General features: G+C 69.6%; 19 protein-coding genes. 15 read left to right on the top strand and 4 right to left on the bottom strand.

Translation table 11 applies throughout. From position 1 onward, the window contains the following. Positions 1 to 211 precede the first annotated feature (211 nt). The 4 genes from VLY81_RS09700 to VLY81_RS09695 all read left to right on the top strand — a co-directional run bounded on the left by VLY81_RS09700 (position 212) and on the right by VLY81_RS09695 (position 1,571). The gene (locus VLY81_RS09700) at positions 212 to 655 is read left to right on the top strand and encodes a hypothetical protein (RefSeq protein WP_405001244.1); all 444 of its coding nucleotides are present in this window, start codon (positions 212 to 214) and stop codon (positions 653 to 655) included. Between the two features lie 227 nt (positions 656 to 882). After that, positions 883 to 1,014: a sugar phosphate nucleotidyltransferase gene (locus tag VLY81_RS14725; RefSeq protein ID WP_405001243.1), complete on the top strand. Its 132-nt coding sequence runs from the start codon at positions 883 to 885 to the stop codon at positions 1,012 to 1,014. Positions 1,015 to 1,104: 90 nt separating this feature from the next. Next, positions 1,105 to 1,380, top strand: a complete 276-nt coding sequence (locus VLY81_RS14720) for a DUF4258 domain-containing protein (RefSeq protein ID WP_405001242.1) — start codon at positions 1,105 to 1,107, stop codon at positions 1,378 to 1,380. Beyond that, positions 1,377 to 1,571 (top strand): DUF2283 domain-containing protein, encoded by a 195-nt coding sequence (locus tag VLY81_RS09695; RefSeq protein ID WP_324667955.1) that lies wholly within the window; start codon positions 1,377 to 1,379, stop codon positions 1,569 to 1,571. Before VLY81_RS14720 ends, VLY81_RS09695 begins: the two co-directional genes overlap by 4 nt. Positions 1,572 to 2,025: 454 nt before the next feature. Here the strand turns inward: VLY81_RS09695 and VLY81_RS09690 are convergent, their stop codons facing one another. From VLY81_RS09690 to VLY81_RS09675, 4 genes are all read right to left on the bottom strand, one after another. Further along, positions 2,026 to 2,316: a hypothetical protein gene (locus tag VLY81_RS09690; protein WP_324667953.1), complete on the bottom strand. Its 291-nt coding sequence runs from the start codon at positions 2,314 to 2,316 to the stop codon at positions 2,026 to 2,028. Between the two features lie 36 nt (positions 2,317 to 2,352). Further along, complete coding sequence (locus VLY81_RS09685) at positions 2,353 to 3,471, bottom strand: IS630 family transposase (RefSeq protein ID WP_324667954.1); 1,119 nt, start codon at positions 3,469 to 3,471, stop codon at positions 2,353 to 2,355. Between the two features lie 249 nt (positions 3,472 to 3,720). Beyond that, positions 3,721 to 4,011 carry a hypothetical protein gene (locus VLY81_RS09680; protein WP_324667953.1) on the bottom strand — a complete coding sequence of 97 codons (291 nt, stop codon included), beginning with the start codon at positions 4,009 to 4,011 and terminating at the stop codon, positions 3,721 to 3,723. Positions 4,012 to 4,047: 36 nt separating this feature from the next. Continuing rightward, the gene (locus VLY81_RS09675) at positions 4,048 to 5,166 is read right to left on the bottom strand and encodes an IS630 family transposase (RefSeq protein WP_324667952.1); all 1,119 of its coding nucleotides are present in this window, start codon (positions 5,164 to 5,166) and stop codon (positions 4,048 to 4,050) included. 287 nt (positions 5,167 to 5,453) lie between these two features. Between VLY81_RS09675 and VLY81_RS09670 the strand changes: the two genes are divergently transcribed. The 11 genes from VLY81_RS09670 to VLY81_RS09620 all read left to right on the top strand — a co-directional run bounded on the left by VLY81_RS09670 (position 5,454) and on the right by VLY81_RS09620 (position 18,723). Next, the gene (locus tag VLY81_RS09670; protein ID WP_324667951.1) at positions 5,454 to 5,849 is read left to right on the top strand and encodes a hypothetical protein; all 396 of its coding nucleotides are present in this window, start codon (positions 5,454 to 5,456) and stop codon (positions 5,847 to 5,849) included. Positions 5,850 to 5,886: 37 nt separating this feature from the next. Further along, entirely contained in the window at positions 5,887 to 7,062 is a 1,176-nt protein-coding gene (locus tag VLY81_RS09665; RefSeq protein WP_324667950.1) for a hypothetical protein, read from the top strand. Positions 7,063 to 7,177: 115 nt separating this feature from the next. Then, on the top strand, positions 7,178 to 7,363 hold the full coding sequence (locus VLY81_RS09660; RefSeq protein ID WP_324667949.1) for a hypothetical protein: 186 nt from the start codon (positions 7,178 to 7,180) through the stop codon (positions 7,361 to 7,363). Beyond that, on the top strand, positions 7,360 to 7,554 hold the full coding sequence (locus VLY81_RS09655) for a DUF2283 domain-containing protein (protein ID WP_324667948.1): 195 nt from the start codon (positions 7,360 to 7,362) through the stop codon (positions 7,552 to 7,554). Before VLY81_RS09660 ends, VLY81_RS09655 begins: the two co-directional genes overlap by 4 nt. Before the next feature lie 190 nt (positions 7,555 to 7,744). Further along, the gene (locus tag VLY81_RS09650) at positions 7,745 to 8,236 is read left to right on the top strand and encodes a GNAT family N-acetyltransferase (protein WP_324667947.1); all 492 of its coding nucleotides are present in this window, start codon (positions 7,745 to 7,747) and stop codon (positions 8,234 to 8,236) included. 40 nt (positions 8,237 to 8,276) lie between these two features. Beyond that, a complete protein-coding gene (locus tag VLY81_RS09645) occupies positions 8,277 to 10,088 on the top strand; it encodes a TIGR02677 family protein (RefSeq protein WP_324667946.1) in 1,812 nt (603 codons plus the stop codon). After that, positions 10,085 to 11,314 (top strand): TIGR02678 family protein, encoded by a 1,230-nt coding sequence (locus VLY81_RS09640; RefSeq protein WP_324667945.1) that lies wholly within the window; start codon positions 10,085 to 10,087, stop codon positions 11,312 to 11,314. Before VLY81_RS09645 ends, VLY81_RS09640 begins: the two co-directional genes overlap by 4 nt. Then, the gene (locus VLY81_RS09635) at positions 11,301 to 12,902 is read left to right on the top strand and encodes a hypothetical protein (protein WP_324667944.1); all 1,602 of its coding nucleotides are present in this window, start codon (positions 11,301 to 11,303) and stop codon (positions 12,900 to 12,902) included. The genes VLY81_RS09640 and VLY81_RS09635 overlap by 14 nt, the downstream gene beginning before the upstream one ends. 746 nt (positions 12,903 to 13,648) lie before the next feature. Next, positions 13,649 to 15,736, top strand: coding sequence for an SbcC/MukB-like Walker B domain-containing protein (locus tag VLY81_RS09630; protein WP_324670390.1), 2,088 nt, complete (start codon positions 13,649 to 13,651; stop codon positions 15,734 to 15,736). A 6-nt stretch (positions 15,737 to 15,742) separates the two neighbouring features. Beyond that, positions 15,743 to 17,341, top strand: coding sequence for a TIGR02679 family protein (locus VLY81_RS09625; protein ID WP_324667943.1), 1,599 nt, complete (start codon positions 15,743 to 15,745; stop codon positions 17,339 to 17,341). A gap of 119 nt (positions 17,342 to 17,460) precedes the next feature. Continuing rightward, entirely contained in the window at positions 17,461 to 18,723 is a 1,263-nt protein-coding gene (locus VLY81_RS09620) for an HD domain-containing protein (protein ID WP_324667942.1), read from the top strand. Positions 18,724 to 18,754 lie beyond the last annotated feature (31 nt).

Raw genomic sequence — 18,754 nt, 5'->3', positions numbered from 1 at the left:
GCGGAGGAGCGCGCCAGGATCCAGGAGGGCCTCAAGCTCATTGTCGAGTGGACCAGGTCCCAGGGCCTCACCGAGGAAGAGATCGCCGAAATCGCACGCAACGCCGTCAGAAGGCGCCGCGAGGCCGAGGATTGTCGTCATTGACGCCTCGGCCCTAGCCCCTTCGCTTTTCCACGCTAGTGCGCTATATAAGGCCGTACTCAACCGCCACGTGCGCCCCGTCGTCAACCCCAAGATCCACGCGGAGTGGCGCGATGCCCTCACCGAGGTCTGCGCGCGCCGTAATGCCCCCGATGCCGTGGTGCGCGAGGTCCTCAGGCAGCTCGACCTGCTAGTCGGGATGTCGGACCATGTCAGCGACAAGCCACCCGGCTATGTCGTACCCGAGCTAGGGAGCCACACGAAGGACGCCCACCTGTTCTGGGCAGCGGAGCAGGGAGGCGCGGAGGTCATCATCGTACGGGATGGGCACCTGGAGGAGGTAGGCTCGTGGCACGGGATACCCATCCTCGAGCCCTATCATGCCCTCCGGTATCTCAACCTTGATCCCGACGCCCTTCAGAGGAGCACGGTATCTATCTCTTACGACCTCCCCGTCAGCCTGACGGTGGAGGAAGCCGGGGGTCCCTCCCGCGGCAGGGGCTCCCAGGCATAGGTGGCGACCACCATCGCCCGACACCCTCACACCTGAGGCGAAGATGTCCATGACGGGCAAGGAGATCAGGGAGCTGGAGCAAATGGCTCGGGAGGCCGCTCGCCAGCTTCAGGAGGCAGGCTACACTTTACGAACGTGCCGTCGAGGACGTCACCGCCTACATCCACCGGCTCCGGGCACGCCAGGAGCGCCAGCGCACGGGGCGCAGTCGTTGATGGCTGCGCCCGGTGAAGGCGCTGGTGCTGGCGGGCGGGAAGGGGACGCGGCTTAGCCGGCCCACGTGCACCATGCCCAACCAGCCTGTGCCTGTGGCCAAGCGGCCCATCCTGCACTGCGTGATGGATCAGATTGCCCCATAAACGCGGAGGCCGTGCGGGCATTGTCAAAGCAGTGGCCGCCTCGTAGAATCGAAGCTGCCCGGCGGACGGCGAGAAGCGAGGCAAGGCACAGTGTGGATTTCAGACTACGTCTTTGCCGAACATGCGCTCGATCAGGTACGCCGCCGGCAGCTCCAACTGGATGAGGTTCGCCGGGTTCTGAGACGTCCTGAGCAAGCCTTCGAAGTGAGGCCAGGGCGGTGGGTGTTCCAGAGCCGGGTAGCCGGGCATGGTTCACAGCCGTGGGCTCTTATCCGGGTGTTCGTGGATGTGGACAGGCAGCCGGCCGAAGTTGTGACGGTATACCGGACCAGCAAGGTGGATAAGTACTGGAGGCGGTCTGGATGAAAATCACGTACGATGCCCGAACGGACACGCTGACCATCATTCTACGGGATGCGCCGGTATCGGAAAGCGATGAAGACAAGCCGGGCGTCATTCTTGACTATGACGCGGACGGCAACCTGGTGGGTCTTGAAATCCTGGATGCCTCGAGGCGTGTGACCGAGCCAAGGTCTATTCAGTACCAGACGACGTAACGGTACCGGGTGATGTCCTGCCACCACTCCGAGTCCCTGGATGACCCCATGCCGGAGAAGCTGAGGCTCCTGCGTCGGGGGGGGCCGGCTGTGCCTGTGACCTGCCTGCTGCTCGAAGGTCGGCTGACGCGGCGAATCGGCGACTGACCATCCCGTGAGGCGTCGAACCTTCTTGCGGAATTGGCGGAGCTGCCTCGGCTGGTGAAACGTTGCAGCGCTGTCGAAGCAGTCAACTTCGCGAGCGTCCCGCGACGCAAGTGAGGGGTGGCCGACGTGAGACGGAGCACAGGAGCGGAGGCGAAGGGCGGCCAGTCGATTCTGAGGCGTCTCACACCGCACGAAGCCCACGCGGTGTTGACGCGGTTGCTGGCCGCGCACCCCGAGCTAGTAGTGCGTCCCACAAGTTCGTTCACTGCCGCGGGAACGTCACAAGAGGAGCGAGAGGAAGATGCGGCTAGAGCTCCAGGAGAACCCAGCCGAACTGCTCGGTTACCAGGCTGAACAGTTCGGCAAGGGTTCCGGTGAAGGGCGTGGGCTCCCACCCCCCGCGGTGGTTGGCCATGTCCAGCGCGTACCGGCCTTGGTCGATGCGGCCGAAGCGAAGGCGCGGCATCTTCTCGCCCCCCTCCTCCGCGTAGATGACCAGGTGACGGCCTCGGCTCAGCACGCCCAGGTGGGTGAACCCCCGGGCCGTGAGGAGCTGCTGGATCTCCTCCCGGGCTGCCTCATTGAGGACTCGACGCACCTCGGGCCGGTCCCACCAAGGAGGCCTTGGCGGCACTTATGCCACCGCCCTCTCCTGCATCGGGTACCCCCGGAAGGTCCAGTGGAAGGGGTGACCCTCCTCGGTATTCCACCGGGCGATGAAGGCCAGCACGCGCTCTCGCAGTTCCTCGGCGGAGTGGAAGTCCCCGTGCTTGAGGCACCGGCGCTGCAGGATGGAGAAGAAGATCTCCACCTGGTTCACCCACGACGCATGCCGCGGCGTGTACACGAACTCGAACTTCCCGCCGTGACGGGCGTTGAAGCGGCTCCACCGCGCCTGCGGGCCGTCATGGTGGATGTTGAGGTTGTCCCAGATCACGATGATCCGCGCCGCCTCCCGGTACGCCTCGGCGACTGCCTCCAGGAGGCTCACCAGGTCCTCCGCCGTCCGCGTCGGCCCGCAGCGCGCCGTGACGCGCCCGGTACGGATGTCGAAGGCGGCCAACAGCGACTGGGTCCCATGGCGGATGTATTCGTACTCGCAGCGCCCGGGCCTGCCGGGGATCGCGCGGCGCGTCTCGTGCTTGCGCTCCAGCGCCTGCATCCCGGTCTTTTCGTCGATGCACAAGATGACGGCATCGTCCGGTGGGTCCCGGTACAGGCCGACGATGCGGTTCACCTTCGGCTTGAAGTCCGGGTCGGGGCTGTGCAGCCACATGCGCACCCGGTGAGGCCGCAGGGCGTTTTGCTCCAGGGTCCGCCAGATGCTGCTCCGGCTCATCGGCAAACCGAGGGTCCGTCGGACGGCATCGGTGAGGGTGTCGTACGTCCAGAGCGTCTGGCCTTCGAAGCCGTAGTTGGCGGGGGCGTCGCAGGCCAGGGCGATCACCTCGCAGCGCTGCTCCGGGCCAAAGCGCGGCGGTCGCCCCGAGCGGGGTCGATCGTAGAGGCCGGCGACGCCCGCCTCGAGGAACCGGTCCCGCCACTTGCGGACCGTCCGCTCCGTGACGCCGACGCAGGCGGCGACTCGTGCGACCGAGGAACGGTGGTGAAACAGCCCCCAGATGATGGAAGCCCGCAGCCAGAGCCGGTGCTCGACCTTCTGGCCGAACTTCCACTCCCGCAGCGCTTTGCGCTGGTCCGCGGTGAGCTCGGGCAGCGGCCAGCTCACCGGGTCCGCGCTCCGCATCGCCATACGGGCAGCCGTTTCCGGGTCACCTTTGACCCCCGCGAACGTCTCCGGATCCCGTCGTGGCGCCAGTTCGCGCCCTTCGGCCGGACTCCTGCTGCCCTGCGAAATTTCTTGCCCGGCTGTGCCGGTTTAGGTTGTCAAGGAGCCGTCATGTCCAGGGAACGAACTTGTGGGACGTAGTACTAGTAGTGCGTCCCACAAGTTCGTTCACTGCCGCGGGAACGTCACAAGAGGAGCGAGAGGAAGATGCGGCTAGAGCTCCAGGAGAACCCAGCCGAACTGCTCGGTTACCAGGCTGAACAGTTCGGCAAGGGTTCCGGTGAAGGGCGTGGGCTCCCACCCCCCGCGGTGGTTGGCCATGTCCAGCGCGTACCGGCCTTGGTCGATGCGGCCGAAGCGAAGGCGCGGCATCTTCTCGCCCCCCTCCTCCGCGTAGATGACCAGGTGACGGCCTCGGCTCAGCACGCCCAGGTGGGTGAACCCCCGGGCCGTGAGGAGCTGCTGGATCTCCTCCCGGGCTGCCTCATTGAGGACTCGACGCACCTCGGGCCGGTCCCACCAAGGAGGCCTTGGCGGCACTTATGCCACCGCCCTCTCCTGCATCGGGTACCCCCGGAAGGTCCAGTGGAAGGGGTGACCCTCCTCGGTATTCCACCGGGCGATGAAGGCCAGCACGCGCTCTCGCAGTTCCTCGGCGGAGTGGAAGTCCCCGTGCTTGAGGCACCGGCGCTGCAGGATGGAGAAGAAGATCTCCACCTGGTTCACCCACGACGCATGCCGCGGCGTGTACACGAACTCGAACTTCCCGCCGTGACGGGCGTTGAAGCGGCTCCACCGCGCCTGCGGGCCGTCATGGTGGATGTTGAGGTTGTCCCAGATCACGATGATCCGCGCCGCCTCCCGGTACGCCTCGGCGACTGCCTCCAGGAGGCTCACCAGGTCCTCCGCCGTCCGCGTCGGCCCGCAGCGTGCCGTGACGTGCCCGGTACGGATGTCGAAGGCGGCCAACAGCGACTGGGTCCCATGGCGGATGTATTCGTACTCGCAGCGCCCGGGCCTGCCGGGGATCGCGCGGCGCGTCTCGTGCTTGCGCTCCAGCGCCTGCATCCCGGTCTTTTCGTCGATGCACAAGATGACGGCATCGTCCGGTGGGTCCCGGTACAGGCCGACGATGCGGTTCACCTTCGGCTTGAAGTCCGGGTCGGGGCTGTGCAGCCACATGCGCACCCGGTGAGGCCGCAGGGCGTTTTGCTCCAGGGTCCGCCAGATGCTGCTCCGGCTCATCGGCAAACCGAGGGTCCGTCGGACGGCATCGGTGAGGGTGTCGTACGTCCAGAGCGTCTGGCCTTCGAAGCCGTAGTTGGCGGGGGCGTCGCAGGCCAGGGCGATCACCTCGCAGCGCTGCTCCGGGCCAAAGCGCGGCGGTCGCCCCGAGCGGGGTCGATCGTAGAGGCCGGCGACGCCCGCCTCGAGGAACCGGTCCCGCCACTTGCGGACCGTCCGCTCCGTGACGCCGACGCAGGCGGCGACTCGTGCGACCGAGGAACGGTGGTGAAACAGCCCCCAGATGATGGAAGCCCGCAGCCAGAGCCGGTGCTCGACCTTCTGGCCGAACTTCCACTCCCGCAGCGCTTTGCGCTGGTCCGCGGTGAGCTCGGGCAGCGGCCAGCTCACCGGGTCCGCGCTCCGCATCGCCATACGGGCAGCCGTTTCCGGGTCACCTTTGACCCCCGCGAACGTCTCCGGATCCCGTCGTGGCGCCAGTTCGCGCCCTTCGGCCGGACTCCTGCTGCCCTGCGAAATTTCTTGCCCGGCTGTGCCGGTTTAGGTTGTCAAGGAGCCGTCATGTCCAGGGAACGAACTTGTGGGACGTAGTACTAGTCGCGGAGGCGGAAGGAATCGCCAGGACGCTGATATCGAAAGTAAGCTTCGAGGGGGTCGCTGACGACGTAGAAGCGGAGCTACGCCTTCCAGGCCTTGACGAGTTGAATGCCCGGGCAGGACCCAGCCGGTGGGGCTACACGTCTCCCGACGACGCTGCCTGGGAACTCCTTGAGGAGGCGCTTCAGCCCTTCGTCGACGAGATGACCCGCTATGCCGAACTGGGCATGGAGGAGCAGGCGCTGGAGATGTGCCGGGGGATCCTGGTGGGCCTTTACCGCCTGCGACATTGGAGCAAGCGCCAGCGGAATGACGAACATCCGGTGCTGGCGTGGGCGCCCGACTTTCCCTTGGAGGCGGCGACGACGGTCATCAAGACCTGGTTGCAGGTCAGGCGGCCGAAGGGTTCGGCCGGGAGGGCCCGCGAACGAGGGCCCGGTGTCTTGGAGGCGCTCGTGCGGGAGCATCTACCGGAGTGGCAAGGACTCATCGGCGTGTGACGAGCAGCGGCGGGTCGGGGAGCGGAGGCGCGGTCGGATGAGCGAATACCAGTATTATGAGTTTCAGTCCCTTGACCGCAGGTTGAGCCCCCAGGAGATGGCGAGGCTGCGTGCCCTGTCCAGCCGGGCCCACATCACGCCCACCAGCTTCACCAACTTCTACAACTGGGGCGACTTCAAGGGAGACCCTAAAGCCCTCGTGGAACAGTATTTCGATGCCTTTCTCTACCTTGCCAACTGGGGCACTCGCCGGCTGATGCTCCGCTTGCCCTCCCGGCTGCTGAACCTCGAGACGGCTTCCCGATACTGTCCGGGTGGGAGCGCCTCGGCCTGGGCCAGCGGGGAGCACGTGATCGTCGAGTTTACCTCCGACCGCGAGTCGGCAGGGGTGTCGGGCGAGGAGTGGGACCCGGAGGAAGACGAGACGGGGGAAGACTGGCTTTCCGCGATCCTCCCGGTGCGTGGCGAACTGGCGCGGGGCGATTACCGATGCCTCTACCTGGGGTGGCTACGTTGCGCCATGGTCGGCGAGCTGGAGGAGGATGCCGTCGAGCCGCCGGTTCCTGCAGGCCTGGGTCGCTTGTCGGGGGCTCTCGAGGAGATGGCGCGCTTCTTGCGGGTCGACCCCGATCTCATTGCGGTGGCGGCCGAGCGCAGTCCGGATATGGGCGCCGTTCTGCCGGCAGAGCATGCGATGGCCGCGTGGGTCGCCAGGCTACCCGTACAGGAAAAAGACGAGCTTCTGCTGCGTCTGCTACGGGGAGACATCCACGTCGGCCACGAGCTTTTCCAGCGGGCCCGCCGGGAACTGGGGGCGGCCGACGGCCGGCTGAACAAAGGCGGCGATACGCCCCGCACCGTGTCGGAGCTGCTGGCCCGGGCCGAGGCGCGCCGGGCGGCGCGCTTGCGCGAGCAGGCGGAAAGGGAGCGGAAGGAGCGCGAGCGCCGCGCTCGCGAGGAAGCGGCTCGCCGGGCCCGGTACCTGGCGCAGCTGGCGAATCGGGAGGAGCAGGCATGGCAGCAGGTCGAGGAACTCATCGCCACCCGGCGGCCGGGGTTCTACGATCAGGCCGTCGAGCTGCTGCGAGACCTGAGGGATGCCTGCGCGCAGGCCGGGCGGGCAGACGCGTTCGGCTCCCGGCTCCAATCCTTGCGCGCCCGGCACGCCCGCAAAGACACCTTCATCCGCCGGCTGGAGCAGGCGGGGCTGTAGAGATGGCCCGGCAAGGGCAGGTTCGAGCAGCGAGTCTCGCAGCACTGGCAGGCGGCAGCGCGAGCCCTGCACGCGGGGAGTGGTACACTGGGCCTGCCAGCATTGCCGGGCCCTGGTGGCATCGGCGCTGGAGCAGTTCCGCCGGCTGGAGGCGGCCGGCGTGCGGGTCGTCACCGTACCCGGCAACCACGACGAGATCACCTGCGCTGATTCGGTCTACCGCGAGCGGGCATCGGAGTGGCCCGGGCTGCTGGTGCAGAGCCCCGTAAAGGTGGGCAAGTACGGGAGGCGGTCTGGATGAGAGTCACGTACGATGCCCGAACGGACACCCTCACGATCATCCTGCGCGACGCGCCTGTATCGGAGAGCGACGAAGACAAGCCCGGCGTCATCCTCGACTACGACGCCGACGGTAATCTGGTTGGCCTTGAAATCTTGGATGCTTCGAGACGCGTGAGCGAACCAAGGTCCATCCAGTACCAAACGACGTAGCGGCGCGGAGCGAGCTCGGCCGCCTGGGAGGCAGCGCGAGGCCTGCCCTGGAGGTCGTTGCGTCGGCCGTTGGGACGAGCCCGGCGCATGCCGACTCAGGAGATGGGGCAGCCCAGCTCGTCATGGGGGATAGCAAGGTGCCGGGGGCCGGATCTTCGACGAACGGGCTACGTTCTTCTGGGGGCGGGCCTTGACGGAGCAGCAGAGGGAGCGGCGCGACGCCCTTGCCGAGCGAGTCCGCGCCGACCGGCGCATCCGCCACCACATCCTCTTCAAGCGGGGGGAGGAGCTGGCCGGATGGTACTTCGGCCAGCAGGAGACGGCCACACGGTACCTGATGGTCAACACCGCCCTCTTTCCCGAACACCGTCGCAAGGGCATCTACACGGCCCTGCTCAGGTCCTTACTGCCGCATCTCGAGGCGCTGGGCTTCCAGGAGGTGGTCAGCCTCCACCACGCCACCAATAACCCGGTGCTCATCGCCAAGCTGAAGGCCGGGTTCCTCATCACCGGCATGGAGATCGACGATCGGTTCGGGCTTCTCGTGCGGCTGACGTACTTCACCCACCCGATCCGCCGGCGCATGATGGCCGTCCGCACGTGGGAGAGGTGGCTGGACGAGGAGTTGCGGGGGTGCCTGGGCAGGACTGGCGACCTGCGCGGGCGAACACGTGTGCCATGACCCGGCCGATGAGCGGCCGTCCACGTTGGGAAGGGAAACGTTGCCAGAAGCCGCCTCCACGCCCGAAGCTGCCATCAGCGCCGCCGAGCCCGCAACCGACGCGCTGCGCCCGGCCCGCACGCTGGTGCCTGACCGCCTGCTGCGGCAGGTGCGGGAGGCCAGCTACCTGGTCGCCGAGAACGCCCCTCGCTACCGGCCCATCATGCGCTTCCTCTACCTCGAGCACATGCAGCACCGCTACACCCACCGCCTGCACGAGGTGCACGAGTGGATGCGCACCCACGTCGACCCGGCCTATACCGAGGAGCAGTGCGAGCAGGATCTGCGCGCCCTGGTCGAGTGGGGCAACCTCTACGCCGAGCAGGACCGCAGCCGGGCGACGACCGTCGAGGAGTTCGTGCGGCGCCAGTTGCGCTACGGGCTGACGCCGTACGGCATCGCCTTCGAGCGGCTCCTGGTGGAGCTCGAGTCCCAGCGCAACACGGGCGGCTCCCTCGACGTGGGCCTCATCGACGTCTTGTGGGAGCAGCTCCGGGAGATCGACGTCCAGTTGGGGCAGCCCGAGCATGGCGCGCCGGGGGACGGGCGCAGCGCGACCGCCACGCCAGGGGGCGGGAGCGCGGGGGCAGACGCCCAAAGGGACGGCAACGGCGCGGGGGAGGCCGAGCGGGAGGCCCTGCCGGCCCGGCCGGCGCTGCAGGCGCTGTTCACACGCTGGACCCAGGCCATCGACGCCTTCGACAAGCTGGGCAGCCAGTCGAGCGACTACCTGGCGGCGCTGCACCGGGGCGCTCGGGAGCAGATGGCCGACCTGGACGCCTTCCTGGCCTACAAGAACCTCCTGGTCGAATACCTGGCCTCCTTCGTCGACGGCCTCTACAACCAGGGCCAGCGCATCCGCAGCCTTCTCGCCGCCTGGGAGCGCAGCGGCAAGGCCGCCCGCCTGCTGGAGTGGCTGGTGGCCTTCGAGACCCGGTACCGCCCGGGCGCTGACCGGCTGCCCACCGCCGACGAGGTGCGTCCCGTGCGAGAGGCGGAGTGGCGGCGGCTGGTGGGGTGGTTCCGCCCCGACGGGGGCTGGGAGACGCTGCGCAAGCGCACGGCCAGCGCCATCGAGCAGGTGACCCGTCAGGCCCAGCGGCTCATGGACCGGCGGGTGGCCGTCAGCCGCCGCCACGACCTCGAACGGCTGGCGGTCGCCTTCGCCCGGCTCGAGCGCCTCGACGACGCCCACCGGCTGGCGGGTCTGGCCTTCGGGGCGCCGGCGCCGCGGCACCTCCTGGGCAGCGCCGAGGTGTTCATGCTCGACGACGGCGGGTCGGCGTGGGAGGTGGCGCCCCAGCTCATCGAACTGGCGCCGGTGCGGCGGGGCCGGCAGGAGTCAGGCCGGGGGGCGGCGGTGCGGCCGCGGCGGGAGGAGCAGCAGCGGGTGCTGGAAGCCGAGCGGGCCCGCCGGCAGGCCGAGGCGGCCATCTGGGAGGCCATCTTCCGGGACGGCGAGATCGACCTGGGCTCCCTCACCGTCAAGGAGCCGGCCGTGCGCCTCCGCCTGCTGGCCGTGCTGGGGCGTTGCCTGGTGAGCCCCGACTGGACGGCGCAGGCTCCCGACGGCTCCATCATCGAGCTGAAGCCCCCGCAGCCCTTCTCGGTCGGGACGCTGTCCGCCCCGGACGGGCGGCTGCACCTGCCGGCCTTCCGGATGGTGCGCCGCCCGCCAGCCTTCGCCCGCCGCGGCCAGGGGGTGCCCGCTCACGGCGCCTCCTCGGCTGCCACGACCGCCGTGGTCGCGGTCTCTGCCGCTGCGGGCTCCGGCGACTCGGGTTTGGACGGGGGGCAGCCGCCGCACCCATGAACCGGCCTCTCTCCGACTACCAGCGGGCCTTCGTGGACCTGGTGGATCGCACGGCCGTCTTCGCCCGGGAGGACCCCATCGCCTACGGGCGCATCCGGGCAGCGCTGGAGCCCATCCGGCGGTGGTTCGCGGACCGCACCGGCTGGCCCGTGCTGCTCAACCGGGAGCTGGCGCGCCTGGTCAAGATCCCCGCGGCGCCCAGCGCCGGCCACGGGTTTCGGTGGGCGCAGTCGCCGCTGGATTACGAACTGTTCACGTGGGTGCTGTGGTTCGCCGACAGCAACGGCGCCGAACAGTTCCTGCTGAGCCAGCTCATCCAGGAGATCGAGCACCGGGCCAACGTGCTGCTGGGCCCCGGCCACATCGACTGGGACAGCTACGCCACCCGCCTTGCCATGGCCCGGGCGCTGAAGAGTCTGGAGGCGATGCAGGTGCTGGTACGGGTACACGGGGAGACCGAGGAGTGGGTGGCCAGCGGCCGGGGCGACACCCTCTACGAGTTTACCCCGCTGGCGTCGTACCTGACGGTGGAGCTGCCGCCCGGGGCGGGCGAGCCCGATTTTGAGGTGCCGCCGGCCCTGGTGCCGCTGCCCGGCCAGGGCGACGCCCGGCAGCGGCTGTACCGCACGCTCTTGCTCGACCCGGCCCTGTACCGGGCCTCCGACCCCGAGGCCTTCGAACTGCTGCGCCGCCGGGAGGCCCGGGAGCGCATCGCCCTCGACCTTCGGGAGGCGTTGGGGTGGGACCTGGAGGTGACCGATAGCTTCGCGGCCGTGCTGCGGCCGACCGGCTCGGCGGCGGCCGACCCGGACCTGTTTCCCATCCGCGGGGCGCTGGGCCACGTGGTGCTCCTCATCGGCACCGAGCTGCGGGCGGCCGTGCGGCGGCGCGAGCTTCGGCCCGACGCTTGCGACCGACTGCGCATCAGCGAGGGCCAACTGGCCCACCTGGTGAGCCGCCTGCGCCAGCGCCACGGGGCCAACTGGGGGGCCACGCTGGGCCGCAAGAGCGAGCCAGAGCTGGTGCGGGAGGTGCTGGCTGCCATGCGGGGGTGGGATTTCGTGACGGGGCCTGACGCCGACGGCCAGTTGACCGTCTACCCGGCGCTGGCCCGCTACGCCGCGGCCTACGGTGCGGACACCGGCGCCCACGAGCCGTGGGCGGCCACGCAGCCGCCGACGGCCGATGGTGACGAAGGAGGCACGTCGCCGCATGGCCCTCGCTGACCTCCAACGGCCCCAACTGCTCGGCGAAGCCCGGCAGCCCGAGGCGCTGCTGGCGCTGAAGAAGGAGCTCGGGGCCGGCGGGCCCCGCGGGTGGCGGCCCAGCCGGCTCATCCTCATCAACTACTGGCTGTTTGACTACGAGGTCTTCCACTTCGTCCAGGGGCGGCTGCTCTTGCGGGGCGCCAACGGCTCCGGCAAGACCACGGTCCTGGTCAGCGCCATCACGCTGGTGCTGGATGCCGAGAAGCGCCGGGAGCGGCTCGACCCGTTCGGCGGGCAGGGCCGGGGCCTGGCCTACTACCTGGTGGGCGACCCCGAGGCGACGCCCGACAGCGAGTTCTACTTCGACAACCGCACCGGTTACGTGGCGCTGGAGCTGGAGCACGCCCGCACCGGGGAGCACCGCACCATCGGGCTGGGGCTGCGCACCAGCCGAAGCCGCGTCGACCAGTCCGTGGACCTCTGGGGGTTCGTCGTCACCGACGGGAGACGGGTGGGGTTCGACTTCGACCTGGTCGATCCCTCCGGCCAGCCGCTGGCGCCCCGCCAGCTGGCCGAGCTCTTGGGCCCCGGCGGCCGGGTGGTGGAGCGGGCCTCGGACTACCGTGAGCTGGTCAACCGCTACATCTTCGGCTTTCCGCAGGTGGAGCAGTACGAGTTTGTGCTGGAGCTGCTCCATCAACTGCGCAGCCCCAAGCTCAACCGGGACATCAAGCCGTCGGTGCTGTGCGAACTCCTGACCGACTCCCTGCCGCCGCTGCCGAGCGGGTTGCTGGATCAGGTGACCCGGGTCATCCGGGACATCGACGAGGGCATGGAGTCCCTGGAGGAGGCCCGGCGGCAGTTGCAGGTGGTGGAGGATCTCAACGCCCGCTACGCGGCCTACCTCAACCAGGTCGCCCAGCTGGCCGCGGTCGACTACCAGGCGGCCCTGGGGGAGTACCGGGCGGCGGTGGCCCGCCTCGAGGCGGCGTCGGCAGCCCTGGCGAAGGCCGAAGGGGCGCTGGCCGAGCAGCGCGCCCGGCTGGAGGCGGTGCAGCTCGCCATCGGCCAGCTTCGCAGCCGCAGGACGGCCCTGGAGCAGCACGAGGCCCTCAAGGGGCTCGAGGCGCTGCGCTGGCTGGAGGGGCAGCTCGACCGGGCCAGGGAGGCGGAGCGGCGGGCGGTGCAAGAGGTCGGGCGTTCGGAGGACGAGCTGCAGGCCCTCACGGCCCGCCTGCAGGCCCACGAGCAGGAGTGGCGCGGCCACCTGGACCAGGTGCGGGCGCGCGCCGCGGAGACGGTGCGGCGGGCGGTCGAGGCGGCGTGGGCCGCGGGCGTGCAGACCCTCGAGGGGCTCCTGCGGGCCATCGACGAGCGCCGGGGCGCCTCCCGGCCCAGCAGCGGCTGCCGGCCCTGCCGCAGGTGGCCCCTGTCGTGTCGGAGCTGGGTGCCGCCCGCCGTCGGGCGCTGGGGGCGGTCCTGGAGGCGCTGCGCGAGCTGCGCCGGCGGCAGGAGCAGTACCGGGAGGCGAGGCTGCTCGAGGATCGGGAGCGGGAGGTGCTGTTCGAACGGGGCCGGGAGGCCGAGCGCTGCCGGGAGGCGCTGAACGCCGCCAGGGAGGCGGCCGCCCGAGCCGTCGACGGGTGGCTCGAGGGAGCCGGCGGGGTCGACGTGCGGCCCGATGAGCGGGAGGCGGCCCTTGAAGCCATCGCCCGCTACCCGGCGGACGGAGCGGAGCTTTCGAAGCTGGTGGAGCCCCTTCGCCCCGCCTTCGACCGGGCGGCCGGCCGCATCGCGGCCCGCCTGAGGGAGGCGGAGCTGGCCCGGGAGCGGCTGGCCGTGCGGCGAGACGAGGTGGCGAAGGCGCTCGAGGAGTGGGCAGGCAAGGAGGAGGCGGAGCCGCCCCGTTCGGCGGGGCAGGAGCAGGCCCGGCGCCTGCTGGCGGAGGCGGGCGTTCCCTTCGTGCCGCTGTATGCGGCGTGCGAAGTGCGGCAGGCCGTGGCCGGCGAGACGGCGGGGCGGCTGGAGCAGGCCCTGGCCGAGGCGGGGCTGCTCGACGCCCTGGTGGTCCCTCAGGAGTACGCCGACCGGGTGGCCGGTCTACTGGTCGGGGCCGGGCTGGCCGACCGGTGGCTGGCGCCGGGCAGCTCTGCCGTCCTGGCCAACGCCGACGCCTCCGGGAACGGCGACGCCGAGGGCGACGCCGGGGCCCTGACCCTGTGGGACGTGCTGCAGCCGGACCCGGCGCTGCGGGAGGATCCCCGCTGGGCGGCGGCCGTGGAGGCGGCCCTGCGCAGCGTGGGATGGCACCCCGCCGGGCTACCTGCCGCTTCGGCCCATTCCCCAGGAAATATGTCCGCCTACCCGCTGGCGGTGGGGCCGGAGGGCTTTCGGGCGGGGCCGCTTCGGGGCTCGGCCCAACCCAGCAGCGCCCCCGCCTACCTGGGCCGGGAGAACCGCCGCCGCACCCGCCAGGCCGAGGTGGAGCGGCTCCAGGCCCAACTTCAAGAGCTGGAGCGGGACCTGTGGGAGGCCGAGGCGGCCGTCGACCGGACTCGGGGCGAGCTGGAGGCCCTGGAGGGCAAGTGGCGCCAGGGCGAAGCGCTGCCCGCCTGGCAGGCGCTTTATGACGCCGTTCACCGGCTCGATCTGGCCGAGGAGGCCGTGCGCCAGCAGCAGGACCGGCTGGACGGGGCGACGCGGCGGGTGCGGGAGGCGTTCGACGCGCTGGAGGCGGCCCGGGCGGCGCTGGCCGAGGCGACGGGGCCCGTGCCCGAGGCCCGGGGACGCGACGAAGATGGGGTGCGGCTGCTCATCCACCAGACGGACCAGGTCATGCAGGAGGCTCACGCCCTCGACCGGGAGTCGGCCCACGAGGAGCGGCTGGCCGGCGCCTGCTGGCAGGCCGCCGCCGACCGGAGCCAGGCGGCTTCGCGCCTGGAAGGCGACCGGGCGGCGCTGAAGGCGGCCCGCGAGCAGGTGGCGGAACTGGAGGGCCAGGTGTCGGCCCGCCGGGACCTGCTGGCCAGCCTGGGCGTCTCGGTCGAGGCGCTGCTGGCAGAGCTCAGGCGCCTGGAGGCCGAGCTGGCATCGGCCGAGAAGGAGGAGAAGGAGCTGCTCACCCGGGTGGGGTCCCTGGAGACCGAGGTGACGCACTGCCGCCATCAGGTGCAGGAGGCAGCCGTCCGCCGGGACCGCGCCGCCGAGGCGGAGGCCGAGGCCCGGGAGAAGCTGCACGACCGGCTGAAGGCCCACCCGAGCCTGCGCCACGCCCTCGACCTCTTCGAGAGCGGCCCCGACGGGCCGGCCAGGGCGGCCGAGGACCTGCTCAAATTCCGCCGTACCGCTGACGCCCGGCTTCGGGAGAGCGTGGAGGAGAGCCAGCGGCAGGCCTTCCGGGAGTTGACCGTATCCCTTCAAAACGCCCGCATCACCCTGGTCGAGCTGCCGCCCATCCTCGAAGGCGACCGCCTTTACTTCAAGCGGCGGGGGGTGGCGCTGCAGCCCAACGAGCTGGAGTCGGAGCTGAAAGACGAAAAGGCCCGGGACGAGCTGATCCTGCAGCAAAAGGAGACGGAGCTCTACGAGCAGATCATCCTGAAAGACGCCGGCAACGAGATCCGCAACCGCCTGGAGATGGCCTACCGCTGGCGGGACGCCATCAACGCGATTCTGAAGGAGCACCCCCTGGTGGGCGGGGAGCGGCTGACCCTGCACTGGCGGCCCAAGCCGGCGGACCGGGTGACCCACGAGGATCCGGGCCGCCTGGTGGAATTGCTGCAGCGCGACCCCGAGACGCTGACCGACGCGGAGTTCGGGGAGCTGGTGGAGCAGTTCAGGCGGCGGGTCAACGAGGTGAGGCGGCGCTTCCGCGATCCCAACAGCCAGGTGGTGTTCGCCCAGGGGCTGGCCGACGCGCTGGACTACCGGAAGTGGTTCCGCTTCCATCTGATGAGCGCCATGCCGGGCGAGCCGCAGCGGGAGCTGACCGACACCCGGTTCGCGGCGGGCAGCGGGGGGCAGAAGTCGCTGCGGATGTTCATCCCCCTGGTGGCGGCGGCGTATGCCCGGTATCAGGGGGCGGCGGAGGACGCGCCGCGGCTCATCGGGCTCGACGAGGCGTTCGCGGGGGTGGACGAGGCCAACACGCGGGAGATGTTCGGCCTGCTCGACCGGCTGGGCTTTTCGTGGATCATGACCAGCGAGAAGCTGTGGGGCGACTTTCCGACCCTGCCGGCCGGCTCGGTGTACGAGCTCGTGAAGGGCGGCAACGTGGTCACGCCCGTGTGGTTCGTGTGGGACGGGCGGCGGCTGGTAAGCGAAGAGGCGGGGGCCGTGGACGGCAGGGAGGCGGACGGCGCCGAGGCGGGGGACGCCGGCCGCGGGCTGGCGACCGTCCGTTCGCGCGACGGACAGGCCCCCGCGGACGGGAGCCGGTGAGCCGCGGTGGCGCAGCCGGGTCTGGCCGAGGCGGTCCGATACTTTCGGCAGCGCCCGTTTTCCCGCATCCTGGAGGCGCTCCGGCAGCGGTACGAGTCGCTGGGCCGCGTGGGCGGGCGGGTGCGGCTGGTCTTGAGCGAGGAAGAGCGGCTGGCGTTGCGGGACTTCCTGGGGACGCACCGGGGGCGCCTGCGGCGCGACGGCGCGGTGCCCTCGCCAGGCGGAGCGGGGCCAGGCGTCGGCCCGGGGGACGGCAGCGGGGCGGTGCTGACGCTGGACCTGGGTCGATTCGATGCGGCGTTGCGGGCCAGCCGGTTCGCATGCACCCTGCCGGAGCTGCTCGAGGGGTACTTTGGCAGCCCCATCGTCACGCGGCCGGCCAGGCGGCAGGCCCGGGCTATGGCGTGGGGGCGGCTTCTGGACGCGATCCAACAGGAGGCCGCCTCCCTCGATGACCCCGTGGCCATGCGCTGGGCGGCGGCGCTGCAGGAGGGTCAGGCGGCCCACAGCCTCTCCTGGCTTCGGCGTGCGTTCGAAGGGAAGGGCGATACGTCAGCCCGGGTGGGAACGCCTCTTCCCCAAGTTACCCGGGTCGTGGCGAGGGCCCTCGCCTCCCTGCCCGGACCGCGGGGCCGTCAGGAGAGCCTGCCGGTGTTCGCGGCGAGCCTGACGGGCGACCCCCATGCGCTGGACCCTGACCGGGAGGCGGGGCGGCTGCTGGAGCGGGCGCTGGCCGACCTGCTGCCCGAGCTGGCCTTGGACCTGTCGGGCATCGATTCGCCGGCCATGCGCCGCGAAGCCATCCTGGCGGCGGTCGGGCTGGCGCGAGACGACCTTTCGAGCACGGTACTGGTGGCCAACCTGCGCGCTGCCACCCTGACGGATGGCCGGTCGGACCCGCTGGTGACGGGGGTGCGGGAGGCTGGTGTACCCATCGCCTACCCGTTGCGTGCCGTGCGGCGCTGGGTCGAGGTTGCGGCGAGCGACCCCACGTTCATCGTCGAAAACCCCAGCGTCTTCGGTTCCCTGGCGGAGTCCTTCTCGGATCCGGAAGGACCGACGCTCGTCTGCACGGCAGGGCAACCCTCCCTGGCGGCTTACGGCTTGCTGGACAGGCTTGCCCGGGCGGGTGTGAGGATGCTCTACGGCGGTGATTTCGACCTTCCCGGCATCCTGATCGCCCGGGCGCTCAAGGTGCGCTACGGGCAGCGCCTGCATCTGTGGCGGATGGAGCCCGCCGATTACCAACGGGCACTCGCCCGCGCCTCCAACACCGTGCCGCTGACGACCCGAGAGAAGAAGCAGCTCGCCTCCTTCGTCACGCAACCGCCGGGCTTTCTCGGCGAGCTCGGCCCACTGGCGGAAGCGATGCTCCGCGTGGGCCGCAAGGCCTTTCAGGAGAACCTCCTGCCCGAACTCGGCGCGGACGTGGCCGGGGACGTCTCGCATGGGCGTTGTACGTCGACTGGCCGCGAGGCCGATCAGTCAGACGCCGGACCGTCTTGCCCACCGAGAGGCAGCGGGCGCACGAGCAAGGGAGCCCCAGGCGCAGCAGATGCGGATGGTGGGGTGGCAGTGGCTGGAAGGGTGACACGAGACGGTTAGGCCATCCTTGTGACCGATCACCTGTTCGGGTAAACTGCACTCTGGAGGGTCGGCCTGCGACCTCGGTCCGGTAGGCGGAACGGAAGGGGGGCGGGGCCACGTACGAGATCCGCGACCCCGTGCACGGGTTCATCCTGTACGACGACATGGAGAGGGCCCTCATCAACTCGCGCCCCTTCCAGCGTCTCCGGCGCATCAAGCAGCTCGCGACCACGTATCTCCTGTATCCAGGCGCCGTCCACACCCGTTTCGAGCACTCGCTCGGGGTCATGGACCTCGCCACGCGGATCTTCGACCTGCTCGTTCTGAAGCACAGGGCCGAATTGGAGGTGGCCCTTGGACTGTCGGATCGCGCTGACACCAAGAGGCTACGGAGGATCCTGCGGCTGGCTGCTCTGCTCCATGACATAGGCCATGCCCCCTTCTCCCATGGACCTGAGAGCCTGCTACCAGGGGGCCATGAGCAGATGACGAAACGCCTGATCGAAGAGGGCGAGATTCAGCAGCTCGTTGAGGACGGGTTCTACCAGGCCGGTATCAAGGTCAAGGACATCCTTCCCGTTGCCATCGGTCCTAAGGAGTCCCAAAAGGCCGGCCTGGAGCTCAGTGCTCAGAGCCAATTCCTAACGGAGATCATTACGGGGACCTTCGGAGCCGACCGGATCGACTACTTGCTCCGAGACTCGCTGCATACAGGCGTGAAGTATGGCCAGTTCGACGCGGACCGGTTCATCCACACGCTGGCGTTCATCGCCCATCCCGAGACCGGAGATCCGATGGTGGCCTTGGAGAAAGGTGGGGTCCACGCTGCTGAAGGGCTGTTGCTGGCTCGTTACTTCATGTTTCAGCAGGTGTATTTCCACAAGGTACGCCGCATATACGACCACCACCTGACCCAGTTCGTGACGGAGCTGCTCGAAGGCAAGGGCTTTCCCGTCACGGACCTTAACGCCTACCTGCTGTGGGATGATGCACTGGTGGAACATGAGCTGGTGGAGTGGGGGTCTGCCGGACGCTCTCGGGTCGCCAGAGACATCCTGGCGCGAAACCACTACAGGGTCGCCTACGAGGTGCCGCTCGCGGAGCTGGATGAGGACTTAGCAGACTGGATTGGCCCTATTGCCAAGCAGCTTCAAAGAGAATTCGGAGAAGACGTCTGGGTCGATTATGACTACAAGCCCTTCGCTCCTGCCCGAGAATTGGGAATGCCGGTCGTCGATGGGAAAAAGCGGACCTCGTGGGAGCAGGAGTCGAGGTTGTTGAAGACATTGCCGCCTCTCGGTTTCGCTCGGGTCTATGCAAGAAACGACAAGCCGCTACGTAAGGCAGTGGAGAGTCGGGCGCGCGAGCTAGTGGGCTCGAGCGTGAAGCAAAGCGCGTGAGACCTGATCGGCATTGAAAGGATGTAGTTTC

This window comes from Limnochorda sp. LNt, assembly GCF_035593265.1.
GTDB classification, from domain to species: Bacteria; Bacillota; Limnochordia; order Limnochordales; family Geochordaceae; genus Geochorda; species Geochorda subterranea.
The sequence above is the reverse complement of the archived record's forward strand: the minus strand, read 5'-3'. Positions and strand labels throughout refer to the sequence as shown.